General features: G+C 72.3%; 14 protein-coding genes. 8 read left to right on the top strand and 6 right to left on the bottom strand.

Annotated features, from left to right (window positions below):
• Positions 1-37: 37 nt before the first annotated feature.
• The 6 genes from AQJ66_RS30700 (at position 38) to AQJ66_RS30675 (ending at position 6336) form a co-directional block, all read left to right on the top strand.
• Positions 38-808 carry a DeoR/GlpR family DNA-binding transcription regulator gene (locus AQJ66_RS30700; RefSeq protein WP_061928461.1) on the top strand — a complete coding sequence of 257 codons (771 nt, stop codon included), beginning with the start codon at positions 38-40 and terminating at the stop codon, positions 806-808.
• A gap of 114 nt (positions 809-922) precedes the next feature.
• On the top strand, positions 923-2290 hold the full coding sequence (locus tag AQJ66_RS30695) for an ABC transporter substrate-binding protein (protein ID WP_061928459.1): 1368 nt from the start codon (positions 923-925) through the stop codon (positions 2288-2290).
• On the top strand, positions 2287-3225 hold the full coding sequence (locus AQJ66_RS30690; protein WP_061928458.1) for a carbohydrate ABC transporter permease: 939 nt from the start codon (positions 2287-2289) through the stop codon (positions 3223-3225). The genes AQJ66_RS30695 and AQJ66_RS30690 overlap by 4 nt, the downstream gene beginning before the upstream one ends.
• Complete coding sequence (locus AQJ66_RS30685) at positions 3222-4067, top strand: carbohydrate ABC transporter permease (RefSeq protein WP_061928456.1); 846 nt, start codon at positions 3222-3224, stop codon at positions 4065-4067. Before AQJ66_RS30690 ends, AQJ66_RS30685 begins: the two co-directional genes overlap by 4 nt.
• Positions 4064-5053 (top strand): zinc-dependent alcohol dehydrogenase family protein, encoded by a 990-nt coding sequence (locus AQJ66_RS30680; protein WP_061928454.1) that lies wholly within the window; start codon positions 4064-4066, stop codon positions 5051-5053. Before AQJ66_RS30685 ends, AQJ66_RS30680 begins: the two co-directional genes overlap by 4 nt.
• Positions 5054-5124: 71 nt before the next feature.
• Complete coding sequence (locus tag AQJ66_RS30675) at positions 5125-6336, top strand: TerD family protein (protein ID WP_061928452.1); 1212 nt, start codon at positions 5125-5127, stop codon at positions 6334-6336.
• Between the two features lie 68 nt (positions 6337-6404).
• On the opposite strand, the gene AQJ66_RS30670 is transcribed toward AQJ66_RS30675, so the two are convergent.
• Positions 6405-6977, bottom strand: a complete 573-nt coding sequence (locus AQJ66_RS30670; RefSeq protein ID WP_061928450.1) for a TetR/AcrR family transcriptional regulator — start codon at positions 6975-6977, stop codon at positions 6405-6407.
• 151 nt (positions 6978-7128) lie between these two features.
• On the opposite strand from AQJ66_RS30670, the gene AQJ66_RS30665 reads away from it, so the two are divergent.
• Positions 7129-8574: an MFS transporter gene (locus tag AQJ66_RS30665; RefSeq protein ID WP_061928448.1), complete on the top strand. Its 1446-nt coding sequence runs from the start codon at positions 7129-7131 to the stop codon at positions 8572-8574.
• On the opposite strand, the gene AQJ66_RS30660 is transcribed toward AQJ66_RS30665, so the two are convergent.
• The 5 genes from AQJ66_RS30660 to AQJ66_RS30640 all read right to left on the bottom strand — a co-directional run bounded on the left by AQJ66_RS30660 (position 8571) and on the right by AQJ66_RS30640 (position 15555).
• Positions 8571-9584: a 1-aminocyclopropane-1-carboxylate deaminase gene (locus tag AQJ66_RS30660; protein WP_061928668.1), complete on the bottom strand. Its 1014-nt coding sequence runs from the start codon at positions 9582-9584 to the stop codon at positions 8571-8573. The two genes, AQJ66_RS30665 and AQJ66_RS30660, sit on opposite strands and share 4 nt — an antisense overlap.
• Before the next feature lie 23 nt (positions 9585-9607).
• Entirely contained in the window at positions 9608-10255 is a 648-nt protein-coding gene (locus AQJ66_RS30655; protein WP_061928447.1) for a GntR family transcriptional regulator, read from the bottom strand.
• Positions 10256-10350: 95 nt separating this feature from the next.
• Positions 10351-11934, bottom strand: coding sequence for a TROVE domain-containing protein (locus tag AQJ66_RS30650; protein WP_061928445.1), 1584 nt, complete (start codon positions 11932-11934; stop codon positions 10351-10353).
• A gap of 497 nt (positions 11935-12431) precedes the next feature.
• Positions 12432-13874 carry an alkaline phosphatase PhoX gene (locus AQJ66_RS30645; RefSeq protein WP_061928443.1) on the bottom strand — a complete coding sequence of 481 codons (1443 nt, stop codon included), beginning with the start codon at positions 13872-13874 and terminating at the stop codon, positions 12432-12434.
• Positions 13875-14127: 253 nt separating this feature from the next.
• The gene (locus AQJ66_RS30640; protein ID WP_061928441.1) at positions 14128-15555 is read right to left on the bottom strand and encodes a hypothetical protein; all 1428 of its coding nucleotides are present in this window, start codon (positions 15553-15555) and stop codon (positions 14128-14130) included.
• A 266-nt stretch (positions 15556-15821) separates the two neighbouring features.
• On the opposite strand from AQJ66_RS30640, the gene AQJ66_RS30635 reads away from it, so the two are divergent.
• The gene (locus AQJ66_RS30635; RefSeq protein ID WP_061928439.1) at positions 15822-17648 is read left to right on the top strand and encodes an endonuclease/exonuclease/phosphatase family protein; all 1827 of its coding nucleotides are present in this window, start codon (positions 15822-15824) and stop codon (positions 17646-17648) included.
• The last annotated feature ends 19 nt before the right edge of the window (positions 17649-17667 follow it).

The following is a 17667-nucleotide window of genomic DNA, read 5'->3' as shown; positions in this document are numbered from 1 at the left end:
CCAGCTCCACCAGCTGCGCAGGGAAGTGGGTGACCGGATGAGCACCAGGACGGCGGAGGAACGCCAGCGGGAGATCGTGCGGACCGCACGCGCCAGCGGCGCCGTCGACGTCACCGCGCTCGCCGCCGAACTGGGCGTGGCCAAGGAGACCATCCGGCGCGACCTGCGCGCGCTGGAGGACCACGGCCTGGTCCGCCGCACCCACGGCGGCGCCTACCCGGTGGAGAGCGCCGGCTTCGAGACGACCCTCGCCTTCCGTGCCACCAGCCACGTGCCCGAGAAGCGCAGGATCGCCGCGGCGGCGGCCGGGCTGCTCGGGGACGCCGAGACGGTCTTCGTCGACGAGGGCTTCACCCCGCAGCTCATCGCCGAGGCCCTGCCGGCGGACCGGCCGCTGACCGTGGTCACCGCCTCCCTGCCGGTCGCGGGCACCCTCGCGGAGTCCGGCAACATCTCGGTGCTGCTGCTCGGCGGCCGGGTCCGCCCCGGCACGCTGGCCACCGTCGACCACTGGACGACGAAGATGCTCTCGGGCTTCGTCCTCGACCTCGCCTACATCGGCGCCAACGGCATCTCCCGGGAGCACGGCCTGACCACGCCGGACCCGGCGGTGAGCGAGGTCAAGGCGCAGGCGGTCAGGGCCGCCCGGCGCACCGTGTTCGTGGGCGTCCACACCAAGTTCGGGGCGGTCAGCTTCTGCCGGTTCGCCGAGGTCGGCGCGCTGGAGGCGATCGTCACGAGCACCCTGCTCCCGGCCGCCGAGGCCCACCGCTACTCCCTGCTGGGCCCGCAGGTCGTCCGGGTCTGACCGCGGGCCGCCCCCGGCCGCCCCGGACGGGCGGCCGGTGACCGAACCGGCCCGCCCGTTGAGCACATCCGCCTTACAACTGTCCCCTTTGTCACGGAACATCAGGAGAGCCGCATGCCACCCCACAGCCGACCCGCGCCCCGCAGACTGCTCGCAGTGACCGCCACGGCCACACTGATCGCCTCACTCGCCGCCTGCTCGGGGGCCGGCGGGTCCGGCTCCTCCGGCGGCCACTCCATCAACGTCCTGATGGTGAACAACCCGCAGATGGTGGAGTTGCAGAAGCTCACCGCGGACCACTTCACCAAGGACACCGGCATCAAGGTCAACTTCACCGTCCTGCCGGAGAACGACGTCCGCGACAAGATCAGCCAGGACTTCGCCAACCAGGCGGGACAGTACGACGTCGCCACCCTCAGCAACTACGAGATCCCGATCTACGCCAAGAACGGCTGGCTGCACTCGATGGACTCGTACGTCAAGCAGGACACCGCCTTCGACCAGCAGGACATCCTCAAGCCGATGCGGCAGGCCCTCACGGCGGCGGACGGCAAGCTCTACGGCGAGCCCTTCTACGGCGAGTCCTCCTTCCTGATGTACCGCAAGGACGTCTTCCGGAAGAAGGGCCTGACCATGCCGGCCAAGCCCACCTGGCAGCAGGTCGCGAACCTGGCCGCCAAGGTGGACGGCGCCGAGCCGGGCATGAAGGGCATATGTCTTCGGGGGCTGCCCGGCTGGGGCGAGATGCTGGCTCCGCTGACCACGGTCGCCAACACCTTCGGCGGCACCTGGTTCGACAAGGACTGGAAGGCGCAGCTGGACGCGCCCGCCTTCAAGAAGGCCGCGCAGTTCTACGTCGACCTGGTCCGCAAGCACGGCGAGGCGGGCGCCCCGCAGTCCGGCTTCGCGGAGTGCCTGAACAACATGACGCAGGGCAAGACGGCCATGTGGTACGACGCCACGTCCGGCGCCGGTTCGCTGGAGGCCTCCGGCTCCCCCGTGAAGGGCAAGATGGGCTACGTGCCGGCCCCGGTCGAGAAGACGGACAGCTCCGGCTGGCTCTACACCTGGGCGTGGGGCATCCAGAAGGCGTCCAAGAACGCCGGCGACGCCTGGAAGTTCATCTCGTGGGCGTCCGGCAAGGACTACGAGAAGCTCGTGGGCGACAAGGCGGGCTGGGCCAACGTGCCGGCCGGCAAGCGTTCGTCGACGTACGACATCCCGGAGTACCGCAAGGAGGCGGCCGCCTTCGCGGACGTCACCCGCAGCGCCATCGCCGGTGCCAAGCCGAACGACCCGGGTGTGCAGCCCCGGCCCGCGCCCGGCATCCAGTTCGTCGACATCCCCGAGTTCACCGACCTGGGCACCAAGGTCTCCCAGGAGCTCAGCTCCGCCGTCGCCGGCCGGCAGTCCGTGGACAGCGCGCTGAAGAAGTCCCAGCGGCTCGCCGAAGCCGTCGGCAAGAAGTACGAGGGATCATGACCGTCACCACCTCCGCCCGGGTCGCCGCCGCCACCGCGAGGCCGGCGGCCCGGCCGTCGAACCGTATGCGCGCGTGGGCCACCCGGGCGCCTCTGCTGCCCGCGCTGGTCTTCATGATCGTGGTGACCCAGCTGCCGTTCGTGGCCACCCTGGTGATCTCGTTCTTCGACTGGAACGCCCTGTATCCGAAGGACCGTCACTTCACCGGCGTCGACAACTACCGGCAGGTCGTCACGGACCCGGACCTGCGCCACTCGGTGTGGACGACGATCCTGCTGACGGTCACGGTCGTCCTGGTCAGCCTGGTCCTCGGCCTGGCCGTCGCGCTGCTGCTCAACCGGAGTTTCCGGGGCCGCGGCGTGGTGCGCACGCTGATGATCGCCCCGTTCCTGGTGGTGCCGGTGGCCGCCGCCCTGCTGTGGAAACACGTGCTGTACAACCCTGAATACGGTCTCTTCAACGGGCTGTTGCACTATGTGGGCGGTCCTCAGCCGGACTGGATCTCCCACACTCCGCTGCTCGCCGTCGAGGCCTCACTGGTGTGGCAGTGGACACCGTTCATGATGCTGATCCTCCTGGCGGGGCTGCAGAGCCGCGACCACGAGCAGATCGAGGCCGCGCGGGTGGACGGCGCGAGCGACTGGCAGGTCTTCCGCCACCTGACGCTTCCGCATCTGCGCCGCTACCTCGAACTCGGCGCCCTGCTGGGCTCGATCTACATCGTCCAGAACTTCGACGCGGTCTTCACGATCACGTCCGGCGGCCTGGGCACCGCCAACCTGCCGTACACCGTCTACCAGAGCTTCTACCAGGCGCACGAGAACGGTCTCGCCTCGGCCGCGGGCGTCCTGGTGGTCATCGGCTCGATCGTCATCGCGACCTTCGCGCTGCGCGTGGTGTCGTCCCTGTTCCGTGAGGAGGTGTCACGCGCATGAGCACCGTCGCCGTACGGGTCCGCGGCCGCGGTGGAGCGGGCCTCGGCCTGGTCGCCTGGCTGGTCGGGCTGCTGTTCTTCCTGCCCATCGCCTGGATGGCCCTGACCTCGTTCCACTCGGAGGCGGACGCCGCCGCCAACCCCCCGTCCTTCACCGCCGCCCTGACCCTGGACGGCTACCGCGACTTCTTCGGCGTGAGCGGCGGCGCCAGCCCCTGGCCGGCGCTGATCAACTCGGTCACGGCGTCGGTGGCCTCGACCCTCTTCGTGCTCCTGCTGGCCTTCCCGGCGGCGTACGCGCTCTCCATCCGCCGCGTGCGGAAGTGGACGGACGTGCTGTTCTTCTTCCTGTCCACGAAGATGCTGCCGGTGGTAGCGGGCCTGCTGCCCGTCTACCTGTTCGCCAAGAACGCCGGGATGCTCGACAACATCTGGCTGCTGGTCATCCTCTACACCTCGATGAACCTGCCGATCGCCGTGTGGATGATGCAGTCCTTCCTGGCGGAGGTCCCGGTCGCGGTGATCGAGGCGGCGCAGATCGACGGCGCCCGGCTGCCGACCATCCTGGCGCGCGTGGTGGCGCCGATCGCCCTGCCGGGCATCGCGGCGACGGCGCTGATCTGCTTCATCTTCAGCTGGAACGAGCTGCTGTTCGCCCGGGTCCTGACGGGCGTGGTCGCCGAGACCGCCCCCGTCTTCCTGACCGGCTTCATCACCAGCCAGGGCCTGTTCCTGGCCAAGGTGTGCGCCGCGTCGCTCGTCGTGTCCCTGCCCGTGCTCGCCGCGGGGTTCGCCGCCCAGGACAAGCTGGTCCAGGGCCTGTCGCTTGGAGCCGTGAAATGAAGGCCGCCGTCATCGAGTCCGTGGGCCGTGCCGTCGTCACCGAGGTCCCGGACCCGACCCCCGGCCCCCGCGAGGTCGTCGTCGAGGTCGCCGCGTGCGGCCTGTGCGGCACCGACCTGCACATCCTCCAGGGCGAGTTCGCGCCGAAGCTGCCGATCGTGCCGGGCCACGAGTTCGCGGGGCAGGTCGTCGGGGTCGGCACCCAGGTCACGGAGGTCGCGGTCGGCGACCGGGTGGCCGTCGACCCGTCCCTGCACTGCTACGAGTGCCGCTACTGCCGTACCGGCCACAACAACCTCTGCGAGCGGTGGGCCGCGATCGGCGTGACGACCGCGGGCGGCGCGGCGCAGTACGCCCTCGCACCGGTGGCCAACTGCGTGAAGCTGCCCGAGCACGTCCGCACCCAGGACGCGGCCCTGGTGGAACCCCTCTCCTGCGCCGTCCGCGGCTACGACGTCCTGCAGTCCCGGCTCGGCGCGCACGTCCTGATCTACGGCTCGGGAACCATGGGCCTGATGATGCTGGAGCTGGCCAAGCGGACCGGCGCGGCGAGCGTGGACGTCGTGGACCTCAACCCCGGCCGGCTGGAGACGGCCCGCCGTCTGGGGGTCTCCGCCTCGGCGGCCCACGCGGACGAACTGGACCGCCCCCAGGGCTGGGACGTGGTCGTGGACGCCACGGGCAACGCGGCGGCGATCCAGGACGGCCTGGACCGGGTGGCCAAGGCGGGGACGTTCCTGCAGTTCGGGGTGGCGGACTACGCGACCCGGGTGACGATCGACCCGTACCGGATCTACAACCAGGAGATCACCATCACGGGCTCGATGGCCGTGCTGCACAGCTTCGAGCGCGCGGCGGAACTGTTCGCGGGCGGGGTGCTGGACCCGGAGGTGTTCATCAGCGACCGGATCCCGCTGGAGCGCTACCCGGAGGCGCTGGAGCAGTTCGCGGCGGGCGTGGGACGGAAGATCGTCGTGGTGCCGTGAGCCGATCGGGGGGCACCGCGTCGGTAAGGGAACGGCAAAGTGATGTCGTTCGTTCACCCGGCATGACAGCTATGACCCCTGGCTCGAACATCCCTCTGTCGGTCGCCCGAGTGACGGTGGACGTCGCCGCACCGGTGCGGCTCGACGTGTCGGGCCTGCTGCTCGCCGCCGACGGCAAGGTGCGCTCCGACGCCGACTTCATCTTCTACAACCAGCCCAGCGGGCCGGGCGTGAGCTACACGTCCGGCGGCGGCGCCGCGCCCGACGCGGTCACCGTCGACACCGCCGCGGTGCCGCCGGAGATCGAGAAGATCGTGGTCACCGCCAGCCCGGACGCGGCCGGCCAGACCTTCCAGGGCATCGAGCCGACGGCCACCGTGCGTGACGCGGACGGCGGGGCCGTGCTGGCCACGTTCACGCCGCCGCGGCTCGGCACCGAGACGGCTCTGGTGGTCGTGGAGATCTACCGCAGGAACGGCGCCTGGAAGGCCCGCGCCGTCGGCCAGGGGTACGCCGACGGGCTGGCCGGCATCGCGACGGACTTCGGGGTGACGGTGGAGGAACCGGCCGCCGCCGCGGCCGCCCCGGCCGCCGCTCCGCCTGCTCCCCCCGTCGCACCGCCCGCTCCGGCCGCACCGCCCGCCCAGCCGCAGCAGGCGGTGCCGCCGGCCCCGGCCGCCCCGCCGGCGCCGGCGCCCGGCGCCGGGAAGATCAACCTGGACAAGGGCCGGGTCAGTCTCCAGAAGAACCAGACGGTGTCCCTGGTCAAGGGCGGCCGCCCGCTGCTGTCCCAGGTGCGGATGGGCCTCGGCTGGGAGCCCGCGTACCGCGGCAGGGACATCGACCTGGACGCCTCGGTGATCGCCTACGGGCCGCAGCGCAACCACCTCGACAGCTGCTACTTCGGCAGGCTGAAGATCCTCAAGGGCGCGGTCCAGCACTCCGGTGACAACCTCACCGGGGAGGGCGCGGGCGACGACGAGGCGATCACCGTCGACCTCGGCCGGCTCCCCCAGGAGGTCACCGGCCTGGTCTTCACGGTCAACTCCTTCTCCGGCCAGAAGTTCACCGAGGTCGCCAAGGCCTACTGCCGGCTGCTGGACGCGGCCACGGGTGAGGAGCTGGTCCGCTTCGACCTCACCAACGCCGAGCCGCAGACGGGTGTGATGATGGCCAAGCTGATCCGCCAGTTCTCCGGGGAGTGGGAGATGACGGCCCTGGGCGAGTTCGTGAAGGCCCGCACGGTACGGAACATGGTGGAACCGGGGGCCAGGGCCCTGTAGCCGCACCCGTCCTGCGCAGGACGGCCGCCGGCCCCGAGGGGCCGGCGGCCGTCCTCGCGAGCGGGACCTCACCCGGCCGGCCGGAGCCCCTCCGTCAGCAGCGTCAGATACCGGCGCAGCTCCCGGCCCTGCCCGTTCGCCAGCTCCGACGCCGTCGTCACGCCGTGCCCGAGCCTCAGCAGCTCCACCGGTTCGAGGTCGGCCCGGAGCGTGCCCTCCGCCTGGGCCGCCTCCACCAGCCGGGCCGCCGCGCCCTTCATCGCCGTACCGCACGCCGTCAGGGCGGCCGAGCTGCCGTCCGCGACCGCCGAGCCCAGCAGGGCCTTCATCCCCCGCATCCGGATCGTGGCGACGCCCAGCTCGTACAGCCACTCCGTCAGTGCCTCGCCCGGCGGCAGTTCCTCCGCCAGTTCGTCGGCCCGCGCCCCGAGCGCCTCGATGCGGTCCACGTAAGCCGCCTCCAGCAGCGCCAGCCGCGTCGGGAAGTGCCGGTAGAGCGTGCCGGAGCCGACGCCCGCCCGCTTGGCGATGTCGTCGAGCGACGCGTTCTCCCCCTGCTCGGCGAAGGCTTCCGTCGCCGCCGCCAGCAACCGGTCGTAGTTGCGCCGGGCGTCCGCGCGCATGGGCCTGCTCTGGGCCATCCAGTAACTCCTTGCGAACCGGGGACTGTCTCCGTATCTTATCGAGCACTAAACGGAGACAGTCCCCGCTTTTCCGTTCGTCGTGCTTCGCCGGCAGTTCGCCCTGCCCGTGAACGCGCGTGCCCGGGGACGCCCAGACCGGGAGACCCTCATGTCCACCCCGCCCGCGCCGTCCGCCACCACGCAGCCGTCTCCGCCCGCACCGGCCGCGCGGCTCGGCACCACCCTCCTCGTCGTCGTCACCGCCTACCTGATGGTCGGCGTCGACTCCACCGTCGTCAACGTCGCGCTGCCGGACATCCAGCGCGGTCTCGGCTTCAGCCGCACCGGCCTGTCCTGGGTCCTCAACGCCTACACCCTCGCCTTCGGCGGCCTGCTGCTGCTCGGGGGACGGGTCGGCGACGTCCTCGGCCGCCGCCGCACCCTGACCGCGGGCGTCCTGCTGTTCGCCCTGTCCTCCCTGCTCGGCGGGAGCGCCACCGGCGGCGGCCTGCTGCTGGCCGCCCGCGCGCTCCAGGGCGTGGGCGCCGCGCTGATCGCCCCGAGCACCCTCGCCCTGATCACCGCCGGGTTCCCCGCGGGCCCGCGCCGCCACCGCGCGCTGAGCGTCTACTCCTCGACGGCGGGCATCGGCGGTTCCGTCGGCCTGCTCCTCGGCGGCGCGCTCACCACCTGGGCGTCCTGGCGCTGGGCGCTGCTCGTCAACGTGCCCATCGGCGTCGCCCTCGTCCTCGCCCTGCCCCGCTTCGTCGCCGAGACCCCGCGCCACGCGGGCCGCTTCGACCTGCCGGGCGCGCTCACCGGGACGGCCGGCACGGGGTCGCTGGTGTACGCGTTCATCCGGGTCTCCCAGGCGGGCTGGAGCGACACCCGGGCCCTGCTGGCCTTCACCGCGGCGGCCGTGCTGCTGACCGCCTTCCTGCTGGCCGAGTCCCGGGCGGACCAGCCGGTGATGCCGCTGCGCCTGTTCGCCGACCGCGACCGCGCGGGCGGTTACGCGGCCATCCTGCTGCTGCCCGCGGGCATGTTCGGCGCCTTCTACTTCCTCACCCTGTTCTGCCAGCAGGTGCTGCGCTACAGCCCGTTGCGCGCCGGCCTCGCCTTCCTGCCGCTGACCCTGGTGATGTTCACGACCGTACGGCTGGTGCCGCGCCTGCTGGCCCGGTTCGGGACCAAGCCGGTGCTGCTGACCGGCATCGCGCTGGCCGCCACGGGGACCGGCCTGCTGTGGTGGCTGCGGCCCGGTGACGGCTACGCCACCGGGCTGCTCGGCCCGCTGCTGCTCGTGGGCCTGGGGATGGGACTGAGTTTCATGCCGCTGAACGCGGTGATCCTGGCCGCCGTCGAACCGCGCGAGGCGGGCGCCGCCTCCGGCCTGCTGCAGACGCTGCAGTGGCTGGGCGGCACGGTGGGACTGTCCGCCCTGGTCACGGTCTACGGCACGGCGACCCGGCACGCCACCGGGACACCGGACGAGATCCTCACCCACGGGGCGTCCCGCGCGTTCGGGGCGGGCGCGCTGATCGCGGTGGCCGCGTTGCTGGTGGCGGCCACCGTGCTCAGGGGCGGCCGCAGACCGCCTGGGCGGCGGGCCTAGAACAGCGCGCTGTACGCGTTCAGCGCGGGCTGGCCGCCGAGGTGGGCGTAGAGGACGGTGGAGTCCTTGCCGATCTCGCCGCGGCGGACGAGGTCGACGAGAGCGGCCATCGACTTCCCCTCGTACACCGGGTCGGTGACCATGCCCTCGGTGCGGGCGGCCAGCCGCATCGCCTCCAGGGTGGCCTCGTCGGGGATGCCGTACGTCCCGGCGTGGTAGCGCTCGTCCAGTTCGACGTCCACCTCCCCCCGCACTCCGATGAGCCGGGCCGTCGCCCGGGCGATGCGGGCGATCTGCTCGCGGGTCCGGGTGGGCTCGGCGGAGGCGTCGACGCCGAGGACGCGGCGGGGCCGGCCGCCGGCCTCCTCCAGCGCGCGGAAGCCGGCGGCCATGCCGGCCTGAGTGGACCCGGTCACCGAGCAGACGACGACGGTGTCGAAGAAGACGCCCAGTTCCCTTTCCTGCTCGGCGACTTCGTGCGCCCAGCGGGCGAACCCGAGGCCGCCGAGGGGGTGGTCGGAGGCGCCGGCCGGGATGGCGTACGGCTTCCCGCCCGCCGTCTCGACGTCCCGCAGCGCCTGCTCCCAGCTCTCCTTGAACCCGATCCCGAACCCGGCCCGCACGAGCCGCACCTCGGCCCCGGCGAGCCGGCTGATCAGGATGTTGCCCACCTTGTCGTAGACGGAGTCCGGCCACTCCACCCAGCTCTCCTGCACCAGCACGCACTTCAGTCCGGCGCGGGCGGCGACGGCGGCGACCTGGCGGGTGTGGTTGGACTGCACGCCGCCGATCGACACGAGCGTGTCGCAGCCCTGGGCGAGGGCGTCGGCGACCAGGTACTCCAGCTTGCGGGTCTTGTTCCCGCCGTAGGCGATCGGGGAGTTGCAGTCCTCCCGCTTCGCCCACAGCGAGGCACCCCCGAGGTGGGCGGTCAGCCGCTCCAGGGGGTGGACCGGGGAAGGTCCGAACAGGAGGGGGTAGCGGGCGTGGGACGACAGGGACTCGGGCAGGGACACGGGGCCTCCAGGGTCGGTCAGTCGGGGTCGGCCAGGGCCGTGAGCGTGCGCCAGATCTCCGCGGTGACGGCGACCGCGCCGGCCACGTCACCGCCGGCGCAGGCCTCGATCAGCCGTTCGTGCAGTCCTGCCGAGCGGCAGGATCCGCCCTCGCCGAAGCGCTGCCGCTCCAGACGGCGGATGAGCGGGGTGTAGCGGGCCGCGGTGGCGGCGGCCGCCCGGTTCCCGGCCGCCGCCACCAGCACGTCGTGCAGGTCGTCGTCGGCGCGGAGGGCCTCGTCCACGTCACCGGCGCGCACGGCCGCGGCGAACCGCTCGTTGGCCGCGCGCATCGCCGCCAGGTCCGCCTCCCGCAGCCGGGGCACGGCGATCCGGGTGACCAGTTCGTGCATCGCGCCGACCACGGCCGCCGCGTCGCGCACGTCGGCGGCGAGGAGCGGGGTGACCCGGGTGTAGCTCTGCGGCTTGCTCTCCAGCAGCCCCTCGTCCACGAGCCGGGCGAACGCCTCGCGCACCGGCGCCCGGGACAGCCCGAGCCGCTCGGCGAGGTCGGCGTCGCGCACCACCGCGCCCGGCTCGATCTCGCCGGCCACGATGGCGTCGCGGATCGCCGCGTAGGCACGGTCGCGCAGCAGGGTGCGGGGGACGGGTCGCAGGGCCTCCATAGACTGAAATGTTAGATGTCAGTGCCGCGCGGGGGAAGAGGTGTGGCCCGCATCCCCCGTTTGCGGTGCGGGCCACGATCGGGACCGGCCGTGGTTCAGGCCTCCCACGGCCAGCGGGCGTCCCGGGCCGCCTCCAGGAGCGGCACCATCCGGAAGGCCGCGTCCGACAGGCCGCCGAAGGTGTGCCGGTCCGCCGTGCCGGACGGGCCGTGGCCCGCCCGGTAGCCGGCCAGGTTCCAGGTGTAGACCGGGACGTGCGCCGGGACCTGCCGGGTCGGGTCGCCGTGCCGGTGGTGCGTGTACTGCTCGTCGGTGACGATCAGCACCCGGTCCTGCCCCCGGTAGTGCGCGCGGATCGCCGAGGTGGTGTCGGTGCCGCCCAGGTCGCCGAAGCGGCCGAGGATCTTCAGCACCGACTCGCCCCGCTCGAAGGACAGCCGCTTGCTCGTCGTACCGAACTCGACGAGGTCCGCGTCCGCCGCCCGCAGCGCGAGCGCCGTACCGAAGATCGCCGCCGCGTCGGCCCGGGTGAGCTCCGAGCGGTCGGACAGGCGGGAGTAGAACATCGAGCCCGAGCGGTCGACGAGCACCAGCGTCCGGCCCGGCAGCGCGGGCACGTTGGCCAGCGAGTGGCCGAGCGCCCGCTCCAGCGGGTAGGACCAGCGCAGCGACGGCGCGTGCTGGTAGGCGGCGAGGTACCGGAAGGGGAACTGCCGCGACCGCGCCACCTCCGCCGGATCGCTGATCCGGGCCGCGACCTGCGCGGCGACCTCGTCGCAGACCCCCGCCTCGTCGAAGTTCCGCAGGTTGCGGACGAGCGCCATCGCCCCCATGGACGGGATGACCGCCTCCCAGGCCGCCTTGTCCATCGGCCCCTGGAGCCAGCCGGCCAGCGCCTCCCAGGTGAGGCCGGCCGCCGCGAGCCGCTCGGCACCGCCGGGCGAGGTGACGACCCCCCGCCGCTCGGCGACGGGCAGCGCCATCAGCTCGCGGTGCGCGGCGAGCAGCGGGCTCGACGCGGGCGGCAGCGCGGTGTCCGGGTTGTGCCGCCGGTCCAGCGCGTACCGGAACAGCTCGCCCTGCCACGGCTTGTCCGGGTCCGGGGCCGCGTGCACCAGGTTGAGGACGTCGCCGAAGCGGTACCCCTTGGACGCGGTGTCGTACTTGAGCAGCGACTTGGCGTGGTAGAGCCGCCGTACGGCGTCGGCGATCCCCCGCTTGACCGGCTTGGGGACGGCGCGGCCGTAGGTCGCGGTCCAGTAGGCGAGCAGCTCGCCGGGCTCGTCGGGCCGCCGCAGCACGGAGGCCACGACCTGCCGGTTCGACGGGCCGTCGGTCGCGCCGGCGGCCAGCCGGGCGTGCACGTACTCGGCGGCGCCCACGAGCGAGGCGGTCCGCATGTTGCCCTCGCCGCGCAGCCAGCCGAGCAGTCCGGCCGTCCAGGACGGGTCGGTGACGGCGAGGCCGCGGACGAGCCCGGCGAACCGGTCGTCGCGCTCGCCGCCGCTCTCGTAGAAGGTCTGCTGCGAGACGAGGTTGGACACCGCGAGCAGGAAGAGCTCGGAGCGCGCGTCGCGCTCCTGGCCCCGGCCGCCCTCGTAGGTGCGCAGGATGCGGCCGGTCGACGTCACCGCCGACACGGGCCGCGCCTTCACGGTACGCGTGTTGAATCGCGCCATGGTGAATTCCCCCGAATTCGTCGCTTTTTCGGAGAGAGGCGCGGCAAGGGGAAGGTGCCCGAGATCAGGGGTCGGCGACGGGACTACAACCTGGCGCGTCTTCCCTTTCCGCCACACCGGCCCAGAGCCGGTGACGGGATTCGAACCCGCATTCCTGTTCCCAGGAACCACGTCCCTGAAGTATCCGCTGCCTGCGCACCGGGCACCCACCTTCTGCTGCGCCTCCCGAGATCAAGTCGGCTGCGGCAGGGGATTCTTGAGGAAAGAAGTAGCCGCGGCCCGCGCACCGGGAGGTGCGATGAAGTTGTGGTGTCCAGAGATCGAGGCCGGCGGAACCGACGTGTGGTGCTCTGACCCCTGAGCTACACCGGCGCGTGGTGCCGGTGGCGGGACTCGAACCCGCGGCCGCCCCATTATGAGTGGAAGTAGGTCCTGCCTTCGCACCTGGACGTGCATCACTCTAGGAGGCGGTCCGCGGGACGGGCGAGCGAATTAAATCACCGCTTCTGGCGCTTCCAGGGCCCGGTAATGGCGAGCATGACGCCCGGCTCCTGGATGTTGGCGAACAGGGTCTTCCCGTCGGGCGAGAAGGTGACGCCGGTGAACTCGCTGTACTCGGGGGCCTCGGCGGTGCCGATGTTCAGTTCGTTGCGGGCGATCGGGTAGGTGCGGCCGCCGTCGGTGGCGCCGAACAGGTGCTGGACGCCCTCGCCGTCCTCGGCGACGACCAGGCCGCCGTACGGGGAGACGGTGATGTTGTCCGGGCCGTCGAAGGCGCCGTCGGCGGACGGGTCCGGGTTGACGCCGAGCAGGACCTTGAGGGTCAGGGTGCGGCGCGCCGGGTCGTAGAACCAGACCTGGCCGTCGTGCTGCACCGGGCTCTCGGCACGGGCGTAGGAGGAGACGACGTAGGCGCCGCCGTCGCCCCACCACATGCCCTCCAGCTTGCGGGCGCGGGTGACCTGGCCGTCGGTGAACTGCTTGCGGACGGAGGAGGTCCTGGCGTCGCGGTCGGGGACGTCCACCCAGTCCACGCCGTACACCGTGCCGGTCCTGGTGGCACGGGAGAGGTCGTCGACGAACCGGCCGCCGGAGTCGAAGCAGCGGAAGGCCTGGAGGACGCCCGCGTCGTCGGCGAGGGTGCGCAGCCGGCCGCGGCCGTGGCGGAAGCCGGCCGGCGGGGTCCAGCGGTAGAGGAGGCCGTTGGGGCCGGAGGCGTCCTCGGTGAGGTAGAGGTGGCCGCGCCGGGGGTCGACGACGACGGCCTCGTGTGTGTAGCGGCCGAGGGCCTTGACGGGCCGGGGGTCGCGGTTGGCGCGGCGGTCTGCGGGGTCGACCTCGAAGACGTAGCCGTGGTCCTTGGTCATGCCGTGCTGGCCGGCCTTGTCCTCGGTCTCCTCGCAGGTCAGCCAGGTGCCCCACGGGGTGCTGCCGCCCGCGCAGTTGGTGGACGTGCCGGCGATGCCGACCCACTCGGCGACGTGGTCGCGGCGCACCTCGACCACCGTGCAGCCACCGGAGGCGGCGGGGTCGTAGACGAGCCCCTCGGTGAGCGGTACGGGGTACGCCCAGTCGGTGCGCGGGCCCTTCAGCTCGTGGTTGTTGACCAGGAGCGTGGCGCCGCGGGGGCCGGGGAAGGCGGCGGTGCCGTCGTGGTTCGACGGGGTGGGCTCGCCCGACTCCAGCGTGGTCCGGCCGCTGTGGGTGATGACCCGGTAGGTGAAACCGGCCGGAAGGGCGAGGATGCCGTCGGGGTCGGGGAGCAGGGGGCCGTAGCCGACGCCGTGGTGCCCGTGGGCCGACGCGGTGTCCGTGCCGTCGGTCTCCGTGGCGGCGAGGGCACCCGGAGCACTGGCGAGGGCGCCGACGCTGCCCGCCAGTGCGACCCCGGCCCCGGTGATCGCGGATGTCCTGGCGAAGTCCCTGCGGGTGAGCGACATGGAATCTCCTGTGACGGTGGGCGTGCCGTGGAGGGTGGCGGACCTCGATCGCCGCTCACGCTCCCGCCCACCGCTGAACAGAAGTTGAACTCCGGGCTACCGCACGGGCCCCTGTTCCATGAATCCGTATGCGCCACCCCATGCCCGGCCAAAGCGCCGCGCCGTGCCGCTCGGGCGGACGGCGCCGGGACGGGCGCTTCGGCCGGCACTGACGGACTCGGGCTCGCCCTCCGGGCGGCTCACCGCCGCGGGCTCAACCCGCCTGCTGCGACCGTGCCTTGAACGCGGCCTTGCGGGCCTCCTTGGCCACCTTCTTGTCCGGGTGCAGGCGTCCCATCGCCTCGAGCACGTCCGCCGTCGCCGGGTGCTCCACCCGCCAGGCGGCCGCGAAGAAGCCGCTGTGCTGTTCGGCCAGGCCCTCCACCAGCGACTGGAGCTCGTCCGAGTTGCCCTCGGCGGCCAGCTGGGCGGCCACCGTGTCGATGGTCAGCCAGAAGACCAGGTCGGGTGACGGCGCGGGCACCTCCAGGGCGCCCCGCTCGCTCAGCCACACACGGGCGAGGCCGCCCAGCTCGGGGTCGTCCAGCACCTCCCGCAGGGCGGGCTCCGCCTCGGGGCCGACCAGGGACAGGGCCTGCTGGCAGCGCAGCCTGCGCAGCGGCGCCCCGGCGTCCGCGCCGCGGGCCGCGGCCAGCAACTCCCGTGCCGCCGACAGGGGTTCGCGCCGGACGAGCCACTGCTCGGTCTCGGCGCGGGCGGCGGCCTGCCCGAAGCGCGCGGTGGCGTCGAGGAGCACGTCCGCGCCCTTGTCCGCGAGTTCGCCGACGGCGGGCGCCTGGAAGCCGGCCTCCAGCAGCCGCGCCCGCAGCCCGTAGGCGCCGAGCGGGGTCAGCCGGACCATGCCGTAGCGGGAGACGTCGGTGTCGTCCACCGGCGCCGCCGGCTCCTCGTCCGCGTCGGCCATCAGCGCCTCGTCGACCGGCTCGTACTCCACGAGCCCGATCGGCTCCAGCATCCGGAACTGGTCGTCCAGGCGCATCATCGCGTCGGAGACCTGCTGCAGGACGTCGTTGGTGGGCTCGGCCATGTCGCCCGGGACGAGCACGGAGGCGGCCAGGGCGGGCAGCGGGACGGGGCCGCCGGCGGGGCCGTCCTCACTGACGGTCAGCAGGTAGAGGTTGCCGAGGACGCCGTCGAGGAAATCGGCCTCGGCCTGCGGGTCCCAGTCGAGTGACGAGAAATCGACCTCGCCGCCCTGCTCCAGGGCCTCGGCCAGGCCGTCGAGGTCGGGCACGGTCGCGTCGGCGACGACGGTCTCCAGGGCGGAGAGCCACACGGTGAGCACGTCGTGCGGGGAGCCACCGGTGAGCAGCGCGAGGTCCTCGCCGGACGCCACGGTCCCGGCGTCCTCGTCCACGATCTCCACCAGTCCGGCGTCCAGGGCGACGCGCCAGGCCGCACTGGCGTCGGCGGCGGCGTCGTCCCCGCTCAGGCCGAGCAGTTCGGCGGCGGCCGGCAGCTGCTCCTCGACGAGGCCGCCCCCGGCGTCGACACGGGTCCCGGGCCCGGCCCAGCGTGCGAGCAGGGCGGCCCGGGAGAGCACCGGCGTGGACAGTGCGGCGCGCGCCAGCTCCGGTTCGGGGTGCAGCCGTACGGGCGGCAGGGGGGAGCTGTCTGACATCGGCTGGTTCTCCTCGGAGCGTGAAAGGGCTCAGCCGCTCAGCCTAGACGGATTTCCACCCATGCCGCCCGGTTCATCTCCCGGCCGGGATCCGTACATGGCCGAAACCTTGACAACTCCCGCCGCCAGGCACGAGATTGACGCGCGTAGAAGTTGGGGGGACAACTGTTCACTCGGCTCTATGCGTGTCACGCAGGGCCACCGGCCCGGCACGCTCCCGTTCCACCCTCGTCCCGGCGCTCACGTTCGTCCCCGGAGGGATTTCCTTGCCGAGCAGGTCTTCCGCGCGTCTCGCCGCGCTCACCGTCGCCGCCGTCTGTTCCGCCGCGTCGGCCGTCGTCCTCACCTCCCCCGCGCACGCCGACTCGGTGCGCGTCCACGACATCCAGGGCACCACCCGGATATCGCCGTTCGCGGGCCAGAAGGTCGCGGACGTGCCCGGCATCGTCACGGCCACGCGGACCTACGGCTCCTCCAAGGGGTTCTGGCTGCAGGACCCGGACCCGGACGACAACCCCGCGACCAGCGAGGGCGTGTTCGTCTTCACCGGCTCCACGCCGAAGGTCGCGGTCGGCGACGCGGTCACGGTGAGCGGCACGGTCTCGGAGTACGTCCCGGGCGGCACCTCCTCCGGCAACCAGTCGGTGACGGAGATCACCAAGCCGGTGGTCACCACCGTCTCGACCGGCAACGCCGTCCCGGCGCCGGTCGTCGTCGACGCGGACTCGGTGCCGGACGCGTACACCCCGGACGGCGACACCGCCGCGAACGGCTCGATCAACGGCCTGCCGCTGGAGCCGTCGGCGTACGCCCTGGACTACTACGAGTCCCTGGAGGGCATGAACGTCCAGGTCGCCGACACCCGGGTGGTCACCGCCACCAACCCGTACAGCGAGCTGTGGGTCACGGTGAAGCCGTGGGAGCACCGCAATCGCCGCGGGGGCACGGTCTACGGCTCCTACGACTCCCAGAACACCGGCCGGCTGCAGATCGAGTCGCTGGGCTCGACCGCCGACTTCCCGAAGGCGAACGTCGGCGACACGCTGGAGGGCACCACCACCGGCCCGCTGGACTACAACCAGTTCGGCGGCTACACCCTGGTCGCGAGCAAGCTCGGCACGCTGGAGGACGGCGGCCTGGAGCGCGAGACGACCCGGAAGCAGTCGGGCCGCGAGCTGGCGGTGGCGACCTACAACGTCGAGAACCTCGACCCGTCGGACGGCACGTTCGACGCGCACGCCGCCGCGATCGTGAACAACCTGCAGTCGCCGGACATCGTCTCCCTGGAGGAGATCCAGGACGACAACGGCGCCAAGGACGACGGCACGGTCGACGCGAGCGTGACCGTGAACAAGCTGATCGACGCGATCGTCGCGGCGGGCGGCCCGAAGTACGACTGGCGCTCGATCGACCCGGTCAACGACCAGGACGGCGGCGAGCCGGGCGGCAACATCCGCCAGGTGTTCCTGTTCAACCCGGAGCGGGTGTCCTTCGTGGACCGCGCGGGCGGCGACTCCACCACCGCGGTCGGTGTCGTCAAGGAGCACGGCAAGGCCGAACTGACCCTCTCCCCGGGCCGGATCGACCCGGCGAACGCGGCCTGGGAGCACAGCCGCAAGCCGCTGGCCGGCGAGTTCGTCTTCCGCGGCAGGACCGTCTTCGTGATCGGCAACCACCTGGCGTCCAAGGGCGGCGACCAGGGCCTGACCTCGCAGTACCAGCCGCCGGCGCGCAGTTCGGAGATCCAGCGCCACGCGCAGGCGACCGCGGTGAACGCGTTCGTCAAGGACATCCTCGCCGTCCAGAAGAACGCGGACGTGATCGCGCTCGGCGACATGAACGACTTCGAGTTCTCCGGGACCGCGAAGATCCTCGAGGGCGACGGCGAGCTGTGGTCGGCGATCAAGTCGCTGCCCCGCGGTGAGCGGTACACCTACGACTACCAGGGCAACCAGCAGGTCCTGGACCAGATCCTGATCAGCCCGGCGATCCGGCGCGGCTGCGACTTCGAGTACGACAGCGTGCACATCAACTCGGAGTTCAGGGACCAGATCAGCGACCACGACCCGCAGGTGCTGCGCTTCCGCCCGTGAACCTCGTCGGATGCGTCGG

The organism is Streptomyces bungoensis (assembly GCF_001514215.1).
In the GTDB taxonomy this organism is placed as follows: Bacteria; Actinomycetota; Actinomycetes; order Streptomycetales; family Streptomycetaceae; genus Streptomyces; species Streptomyces bungoensis.
The sequence above is the reverse complement of the archived record's forward strand: the minus strand, read 5'-3'. Positions and strand labels throughout refer to the sequence as shown.